The sequence below is a fragment of the Terriglobia bacterium genome, from assembly GCA_020073085.1.
Taxonomy (GTDB): Bacteria; Acidobacteriota; Terriglobia; order JAIQFV01; family JAIQFV01; genus JAIQFV01.
On sequence record JAIQFV010000012.1, the window covers coordinates 1 to 14,789 of the forward strand.

Annotated in this window: 14 protein-coding genes and 1 pseudogene; 13 read left to right on the top strand and 2 right to left on the bottom strand. The window is 57.4% G+C overall.

Annotated features, from left to right (window positions below):
- Positions 1-806: 806 nt before the first annotated feature.
- A pseudogene (locus tag LAO21_13490) lies at positions 807-926 on the top strand (transposase).
- A 310-nt stretch (positions 927-1,236) separates the two neighbouring features.
- Here LAO21_13490 and LAO21_13495 read toward each other — a convergent pair.
- Positions 1,237-2,523, bottom strand: coding sequence for a PAS domain S-box protein (locus LAO21_13495; protein ID MBZ5553732.1), 1,287 nt, complete (start codon positions 2,521-2,523; stop codon positions 1,237-1,239).
- Positions 2,524-3,008: 485 nt separating this feature from the next.
- On the opposite strand from LAO21_13495, the gene LAO21_13500 reads away from it, so the two are divergent.
- The 7 genes from LAO21_13500 to LAO21_13530 all read left to right on the top strand — a co-directional run bounded on the left by LAO21_13500 (position 3,009) and on the right by LAO21_13530 (position 10,509).
- Complete coding sequence (locus LAO21_13500) at positions 3,009-4,349, top strand: sigma-54 dependent transcriptional regulator (GenBank protein MBZ5553733.1); 1,341 nt, start codon at positions 3,009-3,011, stop codon at positions 4,347-4,349.
- Positions 4,350-4,809: 460 nt separating this feature from the next.
- Positions 4,810-5,061, top strand: coding sequence for a DUF3467 domain-containing protein (locus LAO21_13505; protein MBZ5553734.1), 252 nt, complete (start codon positions 4,810-4,812; stop codon positions 5,059-5,061).
- Positions 5,062-5,157: 96 nt separating this feature from the next.
- Positions 5,158-7,332, top strand: a complete 2,175-nt coding sequence (locus LAO21_13510; protein ID MBZ5553735.1) for an AAA family ATPase — start codon at positions 5,158-5,160, stop codon at positions 7,330-7,332.
- Between the two features lie 100 nt (positions 7,333-7,432).
- On the top strand, positions 7,433-8,269 hold the full coding sequence (locus LAO21_13515; GenBank protein MBZ5553736.1) for a Pvc16 family protein: 837 nt from the start codon (positions 7,433-7,435) through the stop codon (positions 8,267-8,269).
- A gap of 40 nt (positions 8,270-8,309) precedes the next feature.
- Entirely contained in the window at positions 8,310-9,614 is a 1,305-nt protein-coding gene (locus LAO21_13520) for a phage tail sheath subtilisin-like domain-containing protein (GenBank protein ID MBZ5553737.1), read from the top strand.
- Between the two features lie 101 nt (positions 9,615-9,715).
- On the top strand, positions 9,716-10,141 hold the full coding sequence (locus LAO21_13525; GenBank protein MBZ5553738.1) for a phage tail protein: 426 nt from the start codon (positions 9,716-9,718) through the stop codon (positions 10,139-10,141).
- A complete protein-coding gene (locus tag LAO21_13530) occupies positions 10,138-10,509 on the top strand; it encodes a phage tail assembly protein (GenBank protein MBZ5553739.1) in 372 nt (123 codons plus the stop codon). The genes LAO21_13525 and LAO21_13530 overlap by 4 nt, the downstream gene beginning before the upstream one ends.
- Here the strand turns inward: LAO21_13530 and LAO21_13535 are convergent.
- Positions 10,506-10,727 carry a hypothetical protein gene (locus LAO21_13535; GenBank protein MBZ5553740.1) on the bottom strand — a complete coding sequence of 74 codons (222 nt, stop codon included), beginning with the start codon at positions 10,725-10,727 and terminating at the stop codon, positions 10,506-10,508. The genes LAO21_13530 and LAO21_13535 overlap by 4 nt on opposite strands.
- 255 nt (positions 10,728-10,982) lie before the next feature.
- Between LAO21_13535 and LAO21_13540 the strand changes: the two genes are divergently transcribed.
- From LAO21_13540 to LAO21_13560, 5 genes are all read left to right on the top strand, one after another.
- The gene (locus tag LAO21_13540; protein MBZ5553741.1) at positions 10,983-11,873 is read left to right on the top strand and encodes a hypothetical protein; all 891 of its coding nucleotides are present in this window, start codon (positions 10,983-10,985) and stop codon (positions 11,871-11,873) included.
- Entirely contained in the window at positions 11,873-12,499 is a 627-nt protein-coding gene (locus tag LAO21_13545; protein MBZ5553742.1) for a LysM peptidoglycan-binding domain-containing protein, read from the top strand. The genes LAO21_13540 and LAO21_13545 overlap by 1 nt, the downstream gene beginning before the upstream one ends.
- A gap of 30 nt (positions 12,500-12,529) precedes the next feature.
- On the top strand, positions 12,530-13,612 hold the full coding sequence (locus tag LAO21_13550) for a hypothetical protein (GenBank protein MBZ5553743.1): 1,083 nt from the start codon (positions 12,530-12,532) through the stop codon (positions 13,610-13,612).
- 5 nt (positions 13,613-13,617) lie between these two features.
- Positions 13,618-14,250: a phage baseplate assembly protein V gene (locus LAO21_13555; GenBank protein ID MBZ5553744.1), complete on the top strand. Its 633-nt coding sequence runs from the start codon at positions 13,618-13,620 to the stop codon at positions 14,248-14,250.
- A gap of 129 nt (positions 14,251-14,379) precedes the next feature.
- On the top strand, positions 14,380-14,766 hold the full coding sequence (locus LAO21_13560) for a hypothetical protein (GenBank protein ID MBZ5553745.1): 387 nt from the start codon (positions 14,380-14,382) through the stop codon (positions 14,764-14,766).
- Positions 14,767-14,789: the final 23 nt, after the last annotated feature.

Here is a 14,789-nt window from a genome sequence, read left to right on the forward strand (position 1 = left end):
CCCTGTCTACGCTTCAACTGCGTCACCTCACGGTGGCCCAGGCAAGACTCGGGGTCAGGATGGTTCGCTACTCCTTTCCTGTGCAGTTCTTTCATCTGCGACTTCATGCCGGTTTATCCCGGCGCTCGGACAGACACCTGTTCTTAAAGAAATTTGAAAATTGCTTAGCTTAGAGAGAGGGTGTCTGTCCCCTTCTGCCATTTGTTGGTGGATGACCGGGAAGGTGGGGAGGTCATTCCGGCGTCGATGCGAGGAAGCTTGGCGTCAGTTTGCCGAGTGAGAGTCCCCCCAGGGAAAGGCAATGTTTGGGATCATGCGCCGCAGGGATTGCAGCTACGATTCGGTATCGTTCGGAGTTGGGGGAGGCTGAGCGTGAGGGTGTAGCAGGTAGGATAGAGAAGCGGAGGTATGACTTTGGGGTGTGTAAACCCTTGAGCTCTGGTGTTCCACATCGAGACCCAGTGGGACCAGCCACACCCCCGACTGCGTCATCGCCCAACTCCGTAGGAGTGGAATCTTTATAGCCTGAGTCATCTCCCATTTCAGTGGGGTTGAACCCCGTAGGGGTGACATCTGGGGGAGCAAATAACCCGTCCACGCGGCATTGCGTTTACGATTCGGTGTCGGCAGAGCAGATGTCACCCCTACGGGGTTGCACTGCGACGTGGTGGGGGGCTCGGCGTGACTACAGATATGGCACTCCTACGGAGTTGGGGGACGGTCGCTGTGAGGGGGGGCGTACGTTCGGTGGAAAGAGCAATCTGTCGGTCGGGGGTCGGGAGTTTTTGGGACCTTTCCATTCTTCGTGTCTGGCCTATATGGATTTGAACATGGTGCGAGCCGGCGTGGTGGCCCATCCGGGGGAATGGTCCGTATGTGGGTACGTGGAAATCCAGCATCCCAAGGCACGGTACGGGATCATCGATTACGAATGCTTGATGGACTAATATTTGTGGGTCAGAGCTAATGTTTGGGGTCGGACCAAGGCAACTGATTGAAAGGGTTGTCGATGATCGAAAAAAAGGCAATATTTAGGCCTTAGGATCTGTTTTTTGCCCCCGAAATCACTCCCCTGGGAACATGGATCCGAACAAAAGGGGTCAGGCCGCGACATTCGACAAATTCCTTCTGTTCCATGGCCACGCTCTTTGCCCAGGCAGCAAACGAATTGTCGATTGTCGCGGCCTGACTCCTTTTACCTCTATGTGACCGCAGTTTAGTCTACTGCCGAAGAAACTATTTCTCTCCAAAAATCCCCCCTTGGAAATCAGCATAGAGCTTCTTCATGCAGTCCGGACATATGCCGTGACTGAATTCCACCTCCGCATGGCTCCTGATATAGCCTTCAATTTGATTCCAATACCCCCGGTCATCTCGTATCTTTTTACACGAGGAACAAATCGGAAGCAGGCCGCTCAAGGTCTTGACCTTGGAAAGGGCCTCCTGGAGCTCTGCGATCAGTTTCTCTCGTTCTTGTTCGGCTCTCTTGCGTTCTGTTACGTCGTGTGCAATCGCAGAGGCTCCTATTCTGCTTCCGGAGGAATCCCTGATGGGAGAGACAGATAAGGAGACGTTCACCATCGTCCCGTCCTTTCTTCTCCGAACGGTTTCATAGTGGTCGACCCGTTCCCCCTGCTTGATCCTGTCGAGAATCATGGAAACATCATCGGGAAATCCAGGGGGAATGATAAAAGAGAAGGGGCGGCCTATTGCTTCTTCTTTGGCATAGCCGTAGAGCCTTTCAGCCCCGGAGTTCCAACTCGTGATGATCCCCTCCAGCGTCTTTCCAATGATGGCATCATCAGAGGATTCGACAATGGCGGCCAACCGGGAGGTGGTCTCCGCGGCGCGCTTGCGCTCGGTGATCTCCTGGCTGAGGATTTCATTCGCCTTTTTCACCTCCTCAAGCAGTTCCAGATTTTCAAACTTCAAAGAGATAGCTGCAGTGATGATTCTGTTTTGCGTGAATGAATAGCGCAGAATCGTGAGGAGATAAACAATGATGAGGAAGGCAACGATGTATTCAGGCTCCCCTCCTTCCATCAGGCAACGGATGGCGTAGAACAACATCGCCGGGATGGCCCATGCCGCGGGAGCAAATCGACTGGCGGAATGGGATATGGTCGTGGTTGCTGAAAGGCTGGCCAGGACAAGAACAAAAAGGGAAATATATTCCAGGTTATGAACCGGAAAGATGATAAACGCGGACATGCCCCAGACACATCCGGAAACAAGGGCAAGATACACGTAGAAATTCTTCCACCTCTCTGCGGCGAACGGGCCTTCCTGGACTTTCCGAAACTGATAAAAAAGCACCATCCGGCTGACTACAACCACCCCAATCATCAACAGCCAACCCCAAATGTTGGCATGAGGGACAATCCCACGGACGAGATAGGAGACGACGAGGGCCACAACGAAGGAGGCCACCTGCATCGTGGGCAGATGTCGAAACGTCAGCCGGACTTGTTCCCTCAGGAGATCGTCCTTGAATTTCTTGCTGACTTTCATTTCCTCAGTCATAAGTGTCTATCCACGAGGCCCAGTCCCGGGCCGGAAGTTGCAGTGCATTAGACTAACCCACCCAGTCAAGTCCGGCGGCAGAAAATTGGCTTCCGGCGCCGGGGAGCGGTCTGCCGATTTTCAATTGACGGCGTCTTCTCCGCCAGTGTATAAGGCACGAAGGCGAGCGCCTGCAAATTACGAATCCATTACGGGAAGTCCTGCTCGAGATCCCCAATCCTATTGCCGATCTCGCAGATTCTGAATTTAAGACGAATGTCTCTCTTAAAATTAAGGAGGGGCCTTCTTTTCTTATTTATCGATATCCAATGAGACCGGGGGCGGTCCCGGGTCAAGAGAGTCGTCGCCGGGTGAAACTCATGATCGAACTTGTGAGCACACGTAAATCCTTAACCTAGGGACAGTTCGGTTTCGCGCCTGATTTCCTGGTTTCACCGCAGCTCGGGACCAAGGTGGTTCTCCACAAATGGCGCAAGGAGGGATTCATGAGACAGCCATTAATCTTGGTTGCGTCCAAAGGGACAGCCCTTCGGCAGGAGTTAATCCAGCTCCTCCGCAACTACGACTTCGAGGTGAGCGCGCCCTCCGAGAGCAAGGGGTTGGTGCAGTCATTCCGGAACAGAACCCTGGATCTTGTGATCATGTTCTCTCCGGAAGGCGAGGGTGTTCCAAAGGCAGGAGAGAATCGAATGTCCGGATCCCCCGAAAGAGCTCACGTCATCCATCTCATCGCCAATAACCATGAAAGAATCTCAGGAAACAACGGAGCGGTGGATGACATTCATCAGTTCAAACAATCACTCCCGGCAGAAGGCCTGCTCCAATCCATCGACCATTGGCTTTCGCGCCTCATTCCCAGAACGAACTTCCCGAACAATCAAGCGAGCCATCCCTCCGCCAGCGAGGATTCGCCGATGGTCGGGAACAGTCCCCCCATCCAGGAAATCAAGGGATCCATCCAAAGGACCGCCCTGACCGACAGCAACGTTTTGATTACCGGTGAAACAGGGACTGGAAAGGAGATGGTCGCGGAACTGATCCACAGAAACAGTCCCAGGCATGGTAAACCGTTGGTCTGCATTAACTGCGCAGCGCTTCCCGACAGCTTGTTGGAGAGTGAACTCTTCGGCCATGAGCGGGGTGCATTCACCGGGGCTGATTCCTTTCAAGAAGGAAAGCTTAAGGCGGCCGATGGAGGGACGGTTTTTTTTGACGAGATCGGTGATATGAGTCCGCAGGCGCAGGCGAAAATCCTGAGAGTCATCGAAACGAAACAGGCGCAGCGGCTGGGAACTCAAGGGAGTTTCCCTCTGGACATCCGAATCATCGCGGCCACGAATCGCGATGTCGACGCCCTGGCAAAGGCCAACGAATTCAGAAGGGATCTCTATTTCAGGCTGAATGTGGTCAGGCTCGAGCTGCCCCCGCTTCGAGAGCGAAAGGATGACATTCCGCTCTTGTTGAATCATTACATTCGCGAAATGAATCGTTGTTTTGGGTGTTTGGTCGAAGGTTTTACCCAGGAGGCCTTCGATCTTCTTCTTCACTACGACTGGCCTGGCAACATTCGAGAACTCAAGAACCTGTTAGAGGCAATTTTTGTGAACCTCCCGCAAGGACGGATTTCTCTAAAAGACTTCCCGGAGCCATTCCGGCGGCACCTGGTCAAGGGCGAGAATTGCTCGCAAAGCGAGCGCGACAAATTATTGGCAACCCTCCTCGCAACCAATTGGAACAAAAGCAAGACCGCCCAGGAACTCCACTGGTCGCGGATGACCGTTTATCGAAAGATTGCAAAGTACCGCATCCACCGCTCGGCGGCGTAACGCGGACGGCCAAGCCGAGGCAGTCGCTCAACCGAGGGTGTGACACCGTCGGATACACGCATGACCCGCAAGAACATTTCCTTCGGATATCCAGGGGCATTCCCAGGACCTGTCACATTACCTACAGAAATGGGACAGTCTGTTACACTCTTGAATGACACCTCAAATCTCTTGGCAACCTCTCTTATCTGCCTTCATTAAGGTACTCCCTCTAAACGCTGAACGTTTGAATCTGCCTGAATGTCATGCCTCCAACTCTCCTCGCTAAACATGGAAGGTTGTCACAAGGCCAGGTGACACCACCTGGGCCCTCGGAACCGCCCTCGCCCCGGGCGAAGGAATGAGCCCCCTTCCTTTCATTCACTTAAAGAAAAAACAAAACGCGTCTCCCGTTGGTAAGGGATTTGCTACGGATTTGCATGCTATTCCAAAGCTCTACACTCTGACTGCCGAGATCCAAATGGATCGTGAATTCAAGACCGATGACAAGGGCCTGTCCGAGAGACACTACGCCAATTATTTCGAGATTGGGTTCAATGCCTTTGAATTCCTGTTGGATTTTGGGCAGTTTTATCCCGGAGACGAAAAGGCGCACCGTCAGACGCGGATCATCACAAGCCCGGCTTACGCGAAGAGTTTGTTGGAAACTCTCAGAGAGTCAATCGACCGGTACGAACAGAGCTTTGGCGTGATCAGTAAGGGTGAAACTTGAGCTTTGGCGCGAGTGCAGCGGGCTACACCGGCCCGGATCTTCTCAGCACCCGCTGCAAAGTGCTTCGATGTGTCGAACCGAGGTCTTTCGAAACCGATGGGTCAGTACACCACTTCCACAGAACACTTGATCGCGGAGCTTCTCCGCATCGATCTGCTCATCCAGCAAGCCGTGCGGGGAGCGATGCAGGTTTACCAGTCCGACAATGAGTTTCGAGGGCTCTACATCTCAGAGGAGGAAGTAGATTCCCTGCTGGGTCGACCCCTCGGCGTCCCCGCTTGGATCTCCCAAACGGATTCAACATCACCGGCCCTGGAGCAGGTGACGAGCGAAATTGTCCGGCGTAAGGCCGAGAGTTCCAGGCAGGGCGTGGTGCTACGGCTCGAGGAGATCCGGCGACTGTTTCAGCTGATCGATTTCGATGTTGAGGCTTTGCTGATCTGCCTGGCCCCCGAGTTCGATGCGCGCTATGAGCGCCTCTATGGTTACCTCCAGGACGACGTCACCAAGCGGCGGCCCACCGTGGGACTCCTCCTGAACCTGCTGGGTCATTCTGTCGAAGAGAAGTTGGCATGGCGCGAGCGCTTCTCAGTGAACTCGCCGCTGATGAAACATCAGTTGTTGCGCTCGTTTGATGACCCTTCCCATCCTCAGCCGACGCAGTTGAGCAGATTTCTCAAGGCGGATGACCGGATTTTAGATTACCTCCTGGGCTCAAACGACCTGGATGTGCGCCTCTTGCCGGTGGCCCGGCTTACCAATCCTCAGACTCGTCTTGATGATCTCGTCCTGCCCAAGGATTTTAAACAGCATTTGCTTTCACTGGCTGCTGAAGGGAGAGCCAAGGGCGAAGGGATTCTCTTCCACTTTTTCGGTCCTTCCGGAGTCGGCAAAGGCGCAACAGCCGAGGCGCTGTGCCGTGAGATGGGGGGGCAAGTGATTCGCATTGATGTCGAACATCTGCTGTTGACCTCGCAGGAGGATTTCGAATTCACAATTGGCCTGATTGGACGCGAAGCCCGGCTTCAAGACGCTGCCCTGTACTGGAAGGACATTCACACCCTGTTCCCTGAGGACAGGAGAGCGAGGCGGGATGCGGTCGTCAAGCTACTGGAAAACCACCCCGGTTTGACCTTCCTGTCCGGGCAGTCCGCGTGGCCACCCGATGACACCTGGCACGGATTTCCTATCGTGCAAGTGGCGTTTGGTCAGCCTGATTTCAGTGATCGCCTGAAACTGTGGACCCACTCACTCCAAGGGACCGAGGCAGATCTTGGACAGATCGATTTCCACTCGCTTGCAAACAAGTTCCACCTCAGTGGAGGACAGATCAGGAGTGCAGTAGCCTGCGCGGAAAGCTTTGCTCGCTGGCGGGATCCGGAAACGGTCGGGGTAACCATGCCCGACCTGCTCGCCGCCTGCCGACTGCAATCGAATCCTGCACTCGCCTTGCTCACTCATAAGGTCACTGCCCGCTTTCGATGGGACGACATCGTCCTGCCTCCCGATCAGATGCAGCAACTGCGGGAGATCTGCGACTATGTCAAACACCGCGCCGTGGTGTACGACACTTGGGGCTTCGATCGCAAACTCTCGACAGGCAGCGGGTTGAACGTTCTGTTCTCCGGTCCCCCCGGCACCGGAAAAACCATGGCCGCAGAAGTGATCGCGACCGAACTCGGACTCGACCTCTACAAGATCGACCTGTCCCGGGTGGTGAGCAAATACATTGGCGAAACGGAAAAGAATCTGGATCGTATCTTCACCGCGGCCGAGAACGCCAATGTCATCCTCTTCTTCGATGAAGCGGATGCGCTCTTTGGTAAACGGTCCGAGGTCAAGGATTCGCACGACCGGTACGCCAACATCGAGATCGGCTACTTGCTGCAGAAGATGGAGGAGTATGCCGGGGTGGCGATCCTGGCGACCAATCTGCGGCGGAATCTGGACGAAGCATTTGTGCGCCGGTTGAGGGTCATTGTTGACTTCCCTTTTCCGAACGAAGAATTCCGGCGACGCATCTGGGAAGTGACCTTCCCCCAGGGAGCTCCCCTCGATCCGGAAGTGGACTTCCGGGCGCTCGCGCGCGATGTCAAGCTCCCGGGAGGAAACATCAAGAATATTGCGCTTACGGCGTCTTTCCTGGCGGCCGCCGATGGCCCGGTGATCCGGATGCAACATCTCTTGAAGGCGGCGCGGCGCGAGCATCAGAAGTTGGGCCGGACCTGGAATGATGCCGCATGGACCATCGAGGAATCGATTGTCGCTTAAGGGCTTGAAGTGAATGGAGCGGAGATCGTTTTCCAGGACCCTTTCGCGGTGACAATCGGTTGAAAGAGTTTAACCCGAAATTGGAGATATCGACTCGGCCATGATCCGCGACCTGAGCCTGGCATTGCAATCGATCTTGGATGACCCGGGCCTGGCAGCAAGATACCCGGAGCTGGCGGCAGCGCAGATTACCTTCGACCGCCCCTCGGAGCCTTTCAATCCGGCGCAGACGACGGTCAATCTTTTCCTGTATGACCTCCGGGAGAATCTGGAGTTGCGAAGCAACGAACCGGACATCCGAACCATCAATGGTCAAGCGACGATTTCGCGCCCGCCCCTGCGGGTGCAATGCTCGTACCTTGTCACGGCGTGGGCAGCGAGCGGCACGGATCTGGCCCTTCAGGAGCACCGCTTGCTGAGCCAGGTGCTGACGGTGCTTTCGGCGTACCCGACGATCCCGGGCTCGTTCTTACAGGGCAGCCTGGTCGGTCAGGAGCCTCCCTTGCCGATGATCGCCATGCAACCGGACGCGATTAAGAACCTGTCTGAGTTCTGGTCCGCCCTGGGCAGCAGGCTGCGGCCATCGCTCACCGTGACAGTCACGATCGCCTTGGGCGTCTTTACCCTGGAAACCGCCCCTGTGGTGATCACGGGGCTGGTGGGGATGGAGCAACTGAACCTGTCAGCGACTCATGGAGATCTCTTCCGGATCGGCGGGGTTATCACCAATGCAGCCAACGCACCAGTTGCGAACGCGGCAGTCACGCTCGTCGAGCTGGGTCTCGCGACAACCACCGACGCCGGGGGCCGATACAGCCTCGGCAGGATCGCGGGGGGCGCCTACACCTTGACCGTTCGATCCGGCGCGACAACACGAACGGTCAGCATCACCATCCCGGCGACGGCCGGAAACAACTACAACGTGCAGTTGACATAGTCCAGTTTCATCCCTTGCGAGGGGAAAGGAGAACGCGATCATGGCCTCAACGTATCTTTCACCGGGCGTCTATGTGGAGGAAGTGCCGCCTCTGGCACGACCTATCGCCGGGGTGGGCACGAGCACACCCGGCTTCATCGGCGTGATTCCCGATACCATCGAACTGCCTGCTTTGCCTCAAAAGACCGATGCGCCGGCGCTCATCGCGCAGGGCTACAAGTTCGTTGATTTTGCGGTGCCGGCCCCGGCAGCTCAACCGTACTTCATCTCCAGTTGGATGCAGTACACCAAACTGTTCGGGGATTATACGGGCGATTCCACGGCGGCGGCGACGGCGGTTGCCAACCCGGCCGTGAATGCCGGTCAGCAGCACCTGGCGCACGCGGTGTTCGGATTTTTCGACAATGGCGGCACGGGCTGTTACGTTTGCCGTATCGCCTCCGAGGGGGACCTCAACAACGCGCTGCGGGCCTTTGCGGCGATTGATGCCATCGCCATGGTGGCGGCACCCGGCTTGACCGGGAGCACGAACTACAGCGCGTTGATCTCACACTGCACCAATCTTCAGGACCGCGTGGCCATCCTGGATCCGGTCAGCACCGATGCGGGGACCGCCTTTGCCAGTGGTGATTTCACCGGCTTGGAAAACCCCACGACCGCTAATCCGCCCGGCCTGCGCCCTCCCGATTCCGATTCGGCCGCGTTCTACTTCCCCTGGGTCCAGGTTTTTGATCCCGCCAGCAGCTTGATACAGTCCAAGCAAACGCCGCCTGGCAACGGGTTGATCTATGTGCCGCCCAGCGGCCACATTGCAGGCATCTATGCGCGGACCGACTCAACCCGCGGCGTCTACAAGGCGCCCGCCAACGAACCGGTCCTTGGCGCCACCGGATTGCGATGGGCCCTGGGCAAAGCGGACCAGGACCAGCTCAATCCCCCCGGGGTCAACCTTATCCGGTCATTGAACGGCGCCATCCGGGTCTGGGGGGGGCGCACCGTCGGCGGCGATGCGAACGGGAATTTCAAGTACATCAGCACGCGACGTTTCTTCGATTTCCTGCGAAAGTCCATTGACCAGGGAACTCAGTTCGTTGTGTTTGAGCCCAACGGGCCGGCCCTGTGGCAACGCATCGTCCGGTCGGTCAGCGATTTCTTGCTCAATCAATGGCGCACGGGGGCGCTTTTTGGCGATACCCCCAAGCAGGCGTTCTTCGTCAAATGCGATGCGGACACCAATCCGCCCGAGGTGCGCGAGGCCGGACAAGTGGTCACCGAAATCGGTGTCGCCATCGTCAAACCGGCCGAGTTCGTTATCTTCCGAATCCAGCAAATGACCGGCGGGTAGGATCAGGCCGGCAGACGTCAACGGCGCTGCGGTCAACATGGGACCCGAGCTGAAGGGCGCGGGTCGGTACCTGAATAGAACCTAGAAAAGGAGGATGTTCGATGGCAAGAGTGGATCCATACAGGAACTTTCGATTCCTCGTAGAGATTGATGGCATCGTCCAGGCCGGATTTTCGGAGTGCAGCGGTTTCGGCTCTAATGTCGAGGTCATTGAATATCGCGAGGGCGGTGATGCCACCACGGTGCGCAAACTGCCGGGAAAAGTAAGTTATCCGGACATCACTCTCAAGTGGGGGACCACCGATTCACGGGAACTCTATGACTGGCACCTGGCGGCAGTCAACGGACAGATTCAGCGCAAGAACGGTTCCATCATCCTGCAAGACGATACCGGGCAGGAGAAAGTGCGCTGGAATTTCTTCAGCGCCTGGCCCAGCAAGTGGGACGGACCCGACTTCAACGCCAAAGGCAACGACGTGTCCGTTGACTCCCTGACGGTCAGTTGCGAGAGGGTGGAACGCGCATGACCGCCTTTCCGACGGAATTTGAATTTGTCCTTCCCCGCGGATATGTGGATCCCGAAGGAAAAATCCATCGCGAAGGGATGATGCGACTGGCGACCGCGGCCGACGAAATTCTCCCGTTGAAGGATTCGCGTGTCCAGAGCAATCCGGCGTATCTGATCTGCATCCTCCTGGGCCGGGTGGTAACGCAACTGGGTTCACTGGACGCGATCAACCCGAAGGTGATCGAAGGACTGTTTGCCGGCGATCTCGCCTTCCTTCAGGACTTCTACAATCGCATCAACGGCAATGGAACCCGAACTCTTAAAGTCCTCTGCCCTCGCTGCCAGGAGGGTTTCGAGGTGGAGCCGGGACACCTGGGGGAATCTTAGGCTACCCCCTCGGGCAGTTGTACGAGGAGGTGGCCTATATCGCTTATCACTTTCACTGGCCCCACGACCAGTTGCTGTCGCTCGAACACGCCGAACGGCGGCATTGGGTGAAAGAGATTGGGAAGATCAATTGCAAGATACGGGAAACGGCCTGATGAGACGATCGGCGCCCTGCCCTCCGGGCAGTCTGCCGGGCATTCGCTGATCAGCATAATCATCGCGCGCGTGGCGTATTTTGGGATTCGAAAATGAACGAGGCACGAGCGTTGGGACAAAGAGTTGGGCAAAGCTCCCCCCTGCCATCCGGGGCTCGTACGCGTGTCTCCTGGCGCCCAGCTAATCTACACACGATTAATTCTATCCTCACAGAATCCTCCCGGCGTTCACACCTGTCCTTCGCCTCCGCGCAGCAAATCTTAACCTGGCATGAACAGTTTGCGAGGCGGGTCACACCCTGGGGGGGATGGCCGTCCTTGCCCTTGGAGTTCTCCCCGGAGAAATCGACCCGGGTGGATAAGGCACTCGACGGCGGGGAGATTCATTCCTTCACCGCGACGAGCGTCTCTTCGAAGGAAGCCGGAACGGCCCCAACCGCCGACCGACCGTCGCCATTGTGGCCGCGTCTCATCCCGTCGAGACCGCCGGTTCGATTTGCCATCTTGCGCCCGCCTCGTGCGGGCGACGGCAACCCTCCACGAAGTGAGTTTGATGGCGGGCGAAGCATGTTTCCATCTAGGAGCGGTGATTTTGGTTTGTACCGGGACGAGGGCAGCGGCGCAAGGTTGCCGCTTGCTCCGCCGCGCAGCGTGCAAAGCGACTCTATACCGCCGGAGTCCCTCAACGAGACGAAGCAAGCATCCTGGCTGCCCCCTCGCATCACGCCTTTCGAGCCCCGGATCATCCTGAGTGCTTCCACCTCCCCTCGACATGAAGTGCGCGGTGGTTATCCCACTATCACCTCCTGGCCCGCCCTGCTATCCAAAACTGAGACTTTCAGGGCCAAGCCGGAGACCGAGCCAACCCGGGTAGAAGTCGTCGAAGCACCCATTCAGCAGACTCTTGAACTGTCAAACCCAGAGAGCCCGAACGGGGCAATCCAGAAGCTGATTGAGCGAACGGTCCTGCCCGTACCCTTGCCCGGGATGGAATTGAGATTGACGCGGCGTGGCCGGCAAGATGCTGACCCTGAGGACAAAACCTACGATGCGCGGGAGCGTCCGCCCCAGCCCGACGCGCGGTCGCCCCTCCCGCCGTCCGCACCTCCGGAGAGGTTGCCTCTCGACCTGAATGCCGTGGCTGAGAAGGTTTATCAAACCCTGATGCGCCGTCAGCAACGGGAGCGTGAGAGGAGGGGTTTGTACTGATGGCCCTGATGAAAGCACTCATCATCAATAAGGACGCCCCGATTCCCATTCCGATCCCGGTGCAGTTCAATCCGCCGCAGTATCAACTGCAGAAGACCAATCAGTACGCCGAGGTGGGCATCCCGGGGCTGGGCTCCTCGCTCCTTCAATTTGTGAAAGGCAGCGCGCAAACCCTGACGATGGAATTGTTCTTTGACACCACGGATCTGGGGCTTGACGTGCGCGCGCTGACCAGCCTGGTCCTCGCCCTCACGGACGTGAATTCCGACACGCATGCTCCTCCCCGCCTGCTTTTTGTGTGGGGTTCGATGATATTCCCGTGCGTGCTCGAGGGCGTGACACAAACCTTTGAGTACTTCAATCCGATCGGGATGCCGCTTCGGGCGAGATTGAACGTCACGCTCAAAGGCTACGACCTGCTCGAAGATTTGTTGTCGAGCATTCCGCTGTTATCCGCCGATCGCACCAAGCAACGCATCTTCAAGACCGGCGACACCTTGCAGGGCATTGCGGCGCAGGAGTACGGCGATTCGAGCCAGTGGCGTCCCATCGCCCAGGCGAACGGCCTGGACAACCCGCTGACGGTTCCTGCGGGAAAAGGGTTGATCATTCCGGTGCTCACTTAAGGAATTCCGCGTCCCAAGGGTTTCGGAGGTATGACGGCAGTGGCCAGTGCATTGTCCATTTTCCCTGATGTCTATGTGCCCACATTCGAGATCAAGGTGGGAGGCATTCCGCTTGAGGCTGCAATGGCCAAGACCATCCTCGAGGTCAGCGTAACGGAGCACATGAACCCGCCCTCCGAGTTCAGCTTCCGCCTGAATGACCCGACGCTCAAATTCATCAACAAAACGGCGGGTGTCTTCGTGGAGGGCACGCGGGTGGAGATTGCCCTCGGTTATGTCGGCAACACCGAAAAAATGATCGTAGGAGAGATTACCGAACTGACGGCGGAATTCCCTGACAGCGGACCGGCCACGCTGGAGGTCTATGGGGGCGACTTGCTGTCCCGGTTGACGCGTGGAACATCGGGCCGCCGGTTTGGGGAGGCCACCTCTGACGGGGCAGCGGCCGACAGCGACATTGTTACCAAGGTTGCCCAGGAGATGAACCTGACGGCGTCCGTGGACGTCCTCTCCCCGCGCGCCGCCTCCCGGGTCCAGAACCATGTCACCAATCTCGCCTTCCTTGAAAGCCTGGCCGAAGCGAATGACTGTACCCTCTGGGTAGAAGGCGATTTGCTGCACTTTGAGCGCCAGGCCCCCGCAGCGGGCACGGTTCAATTGGAGTGGGGAAAAACCCTGATGAGCTTTTCCCCCCGGCTGAGCACGGCGGGGCAGGTCAATGCCGTGGAGGTGCGGGGCTGGGATCCCGTTCAGAGACAAAGCATCTCGGGCCGGGCTCCGCGCGAGAGTTCGGTGAATTCCAACCTGGCACCTTCAGGGCAGCAGCAAATCGCCCGCGGCGCCGGGGGACAGTCGGAACTGGTCATCCAGGATGCTTCGGCCTCCTCTACCCAGGAAGCGGAAGCCCGCGCCGACAAGATTCTCTCGGAGTTGCAGCAAGGGCTCATCACCGGTAATGGAACGTCGGTCGGAAGACCCGACATACATGCGGGCACCCTTCTTGATTTACGCGGGATCGGACGCTTTGAGGGAAATTACGTGGTCCGCCGGGTGACACACACGGTGGGAGGGAATGGTTACCAATCCTCTTTTGACGTGACCCTGCAGGTTTAAGCACGATGGATCTATTCGCCCATCTGGAATCTTCGGAGCGCCTTCGCGTCTATGGCGTTGCCATCGCCATTGTCCTGGACAACAAGGATCCCCAGGGAATGGGTCGGGTCAAAGTCCGGCTCCCAGGACTCCTCGACGACGATTCCGGTTTGTGGGCGCGCATCGCCACACTCATGGCGGGGAAAGACCGCGGGACCTTCTTTCTGCCGGAAACCGATGATGAGGTGCTGGTGGCGTTTGAGCATGGCGACGTTTCGCGCCCCTACATCCTGGGGGCGCTGTGGAACGGGAAGGACACCCCCCCCGATACAAACGCCGACGGGAAGAACAATCTGCGCTTCATTAAATCGCGCAGCGGTCATTTGATCCGTCTGGACGACAGCGACGGCAAGGAGAAGATCGAGATCATTGATAAGAGCGGCAACAACAGCATCACGATTGACACGGCGAACAAGACGATCACCATCACGTCCGCACAAGACATCACCCTGGACGCCTCGCAGGGAAAGATCAAGCTGAGTGCACAGAACATTGAGCTTTCCTCCACGGCTGACACCAAGATCCAGGCACAGGGACAAATGACCCTCTCTGCTTCGGCGACTACAACGATCAAAGGGTCGACGGTGAATATCAATTGAACCGGGACTCCAGGACCGGGTTGGACTTGGAGGGGTAGGGATGAATCGGCCGAAAGATTCGACGTGGCGTCGATGAACTGCCGTCATCCTCGCTCTTGATGGGTTTACCAATAGAAGGGGATGAGCGCGATGGGCATGCCCGCAGCAAAGCAGGGCGATCAGGTGATGGCGACCGACATGCATATGATTCAGCCGCCCGGCACGGCGCCTCCCGTTCTCACGCCGCACCCCTTTGCCGGTCTGATTGACGGCGGACTGAGCAGCGATGTCAAAATCATGGGAATGCCCGCCGCGACAATGAACAGCACCGCCTCCAACACGCCGGCGCATGTGCCCATAGGGGGGACTTTTGTGAATCCCCCCACCAACCGCGCGACCATTGTCATGGCCAGTGCGACGGTGATGATTAATGGCAAAGGCGCCGTGCGCAATGGCGATACCGCGAAGACATGCAACGATCCCGCCGAATTGCCAGTGGGGACGATCGTCGCAGTGGGTACCGTCATGATCGGGTAGACGATTCGAATGGCGGGGCGAAG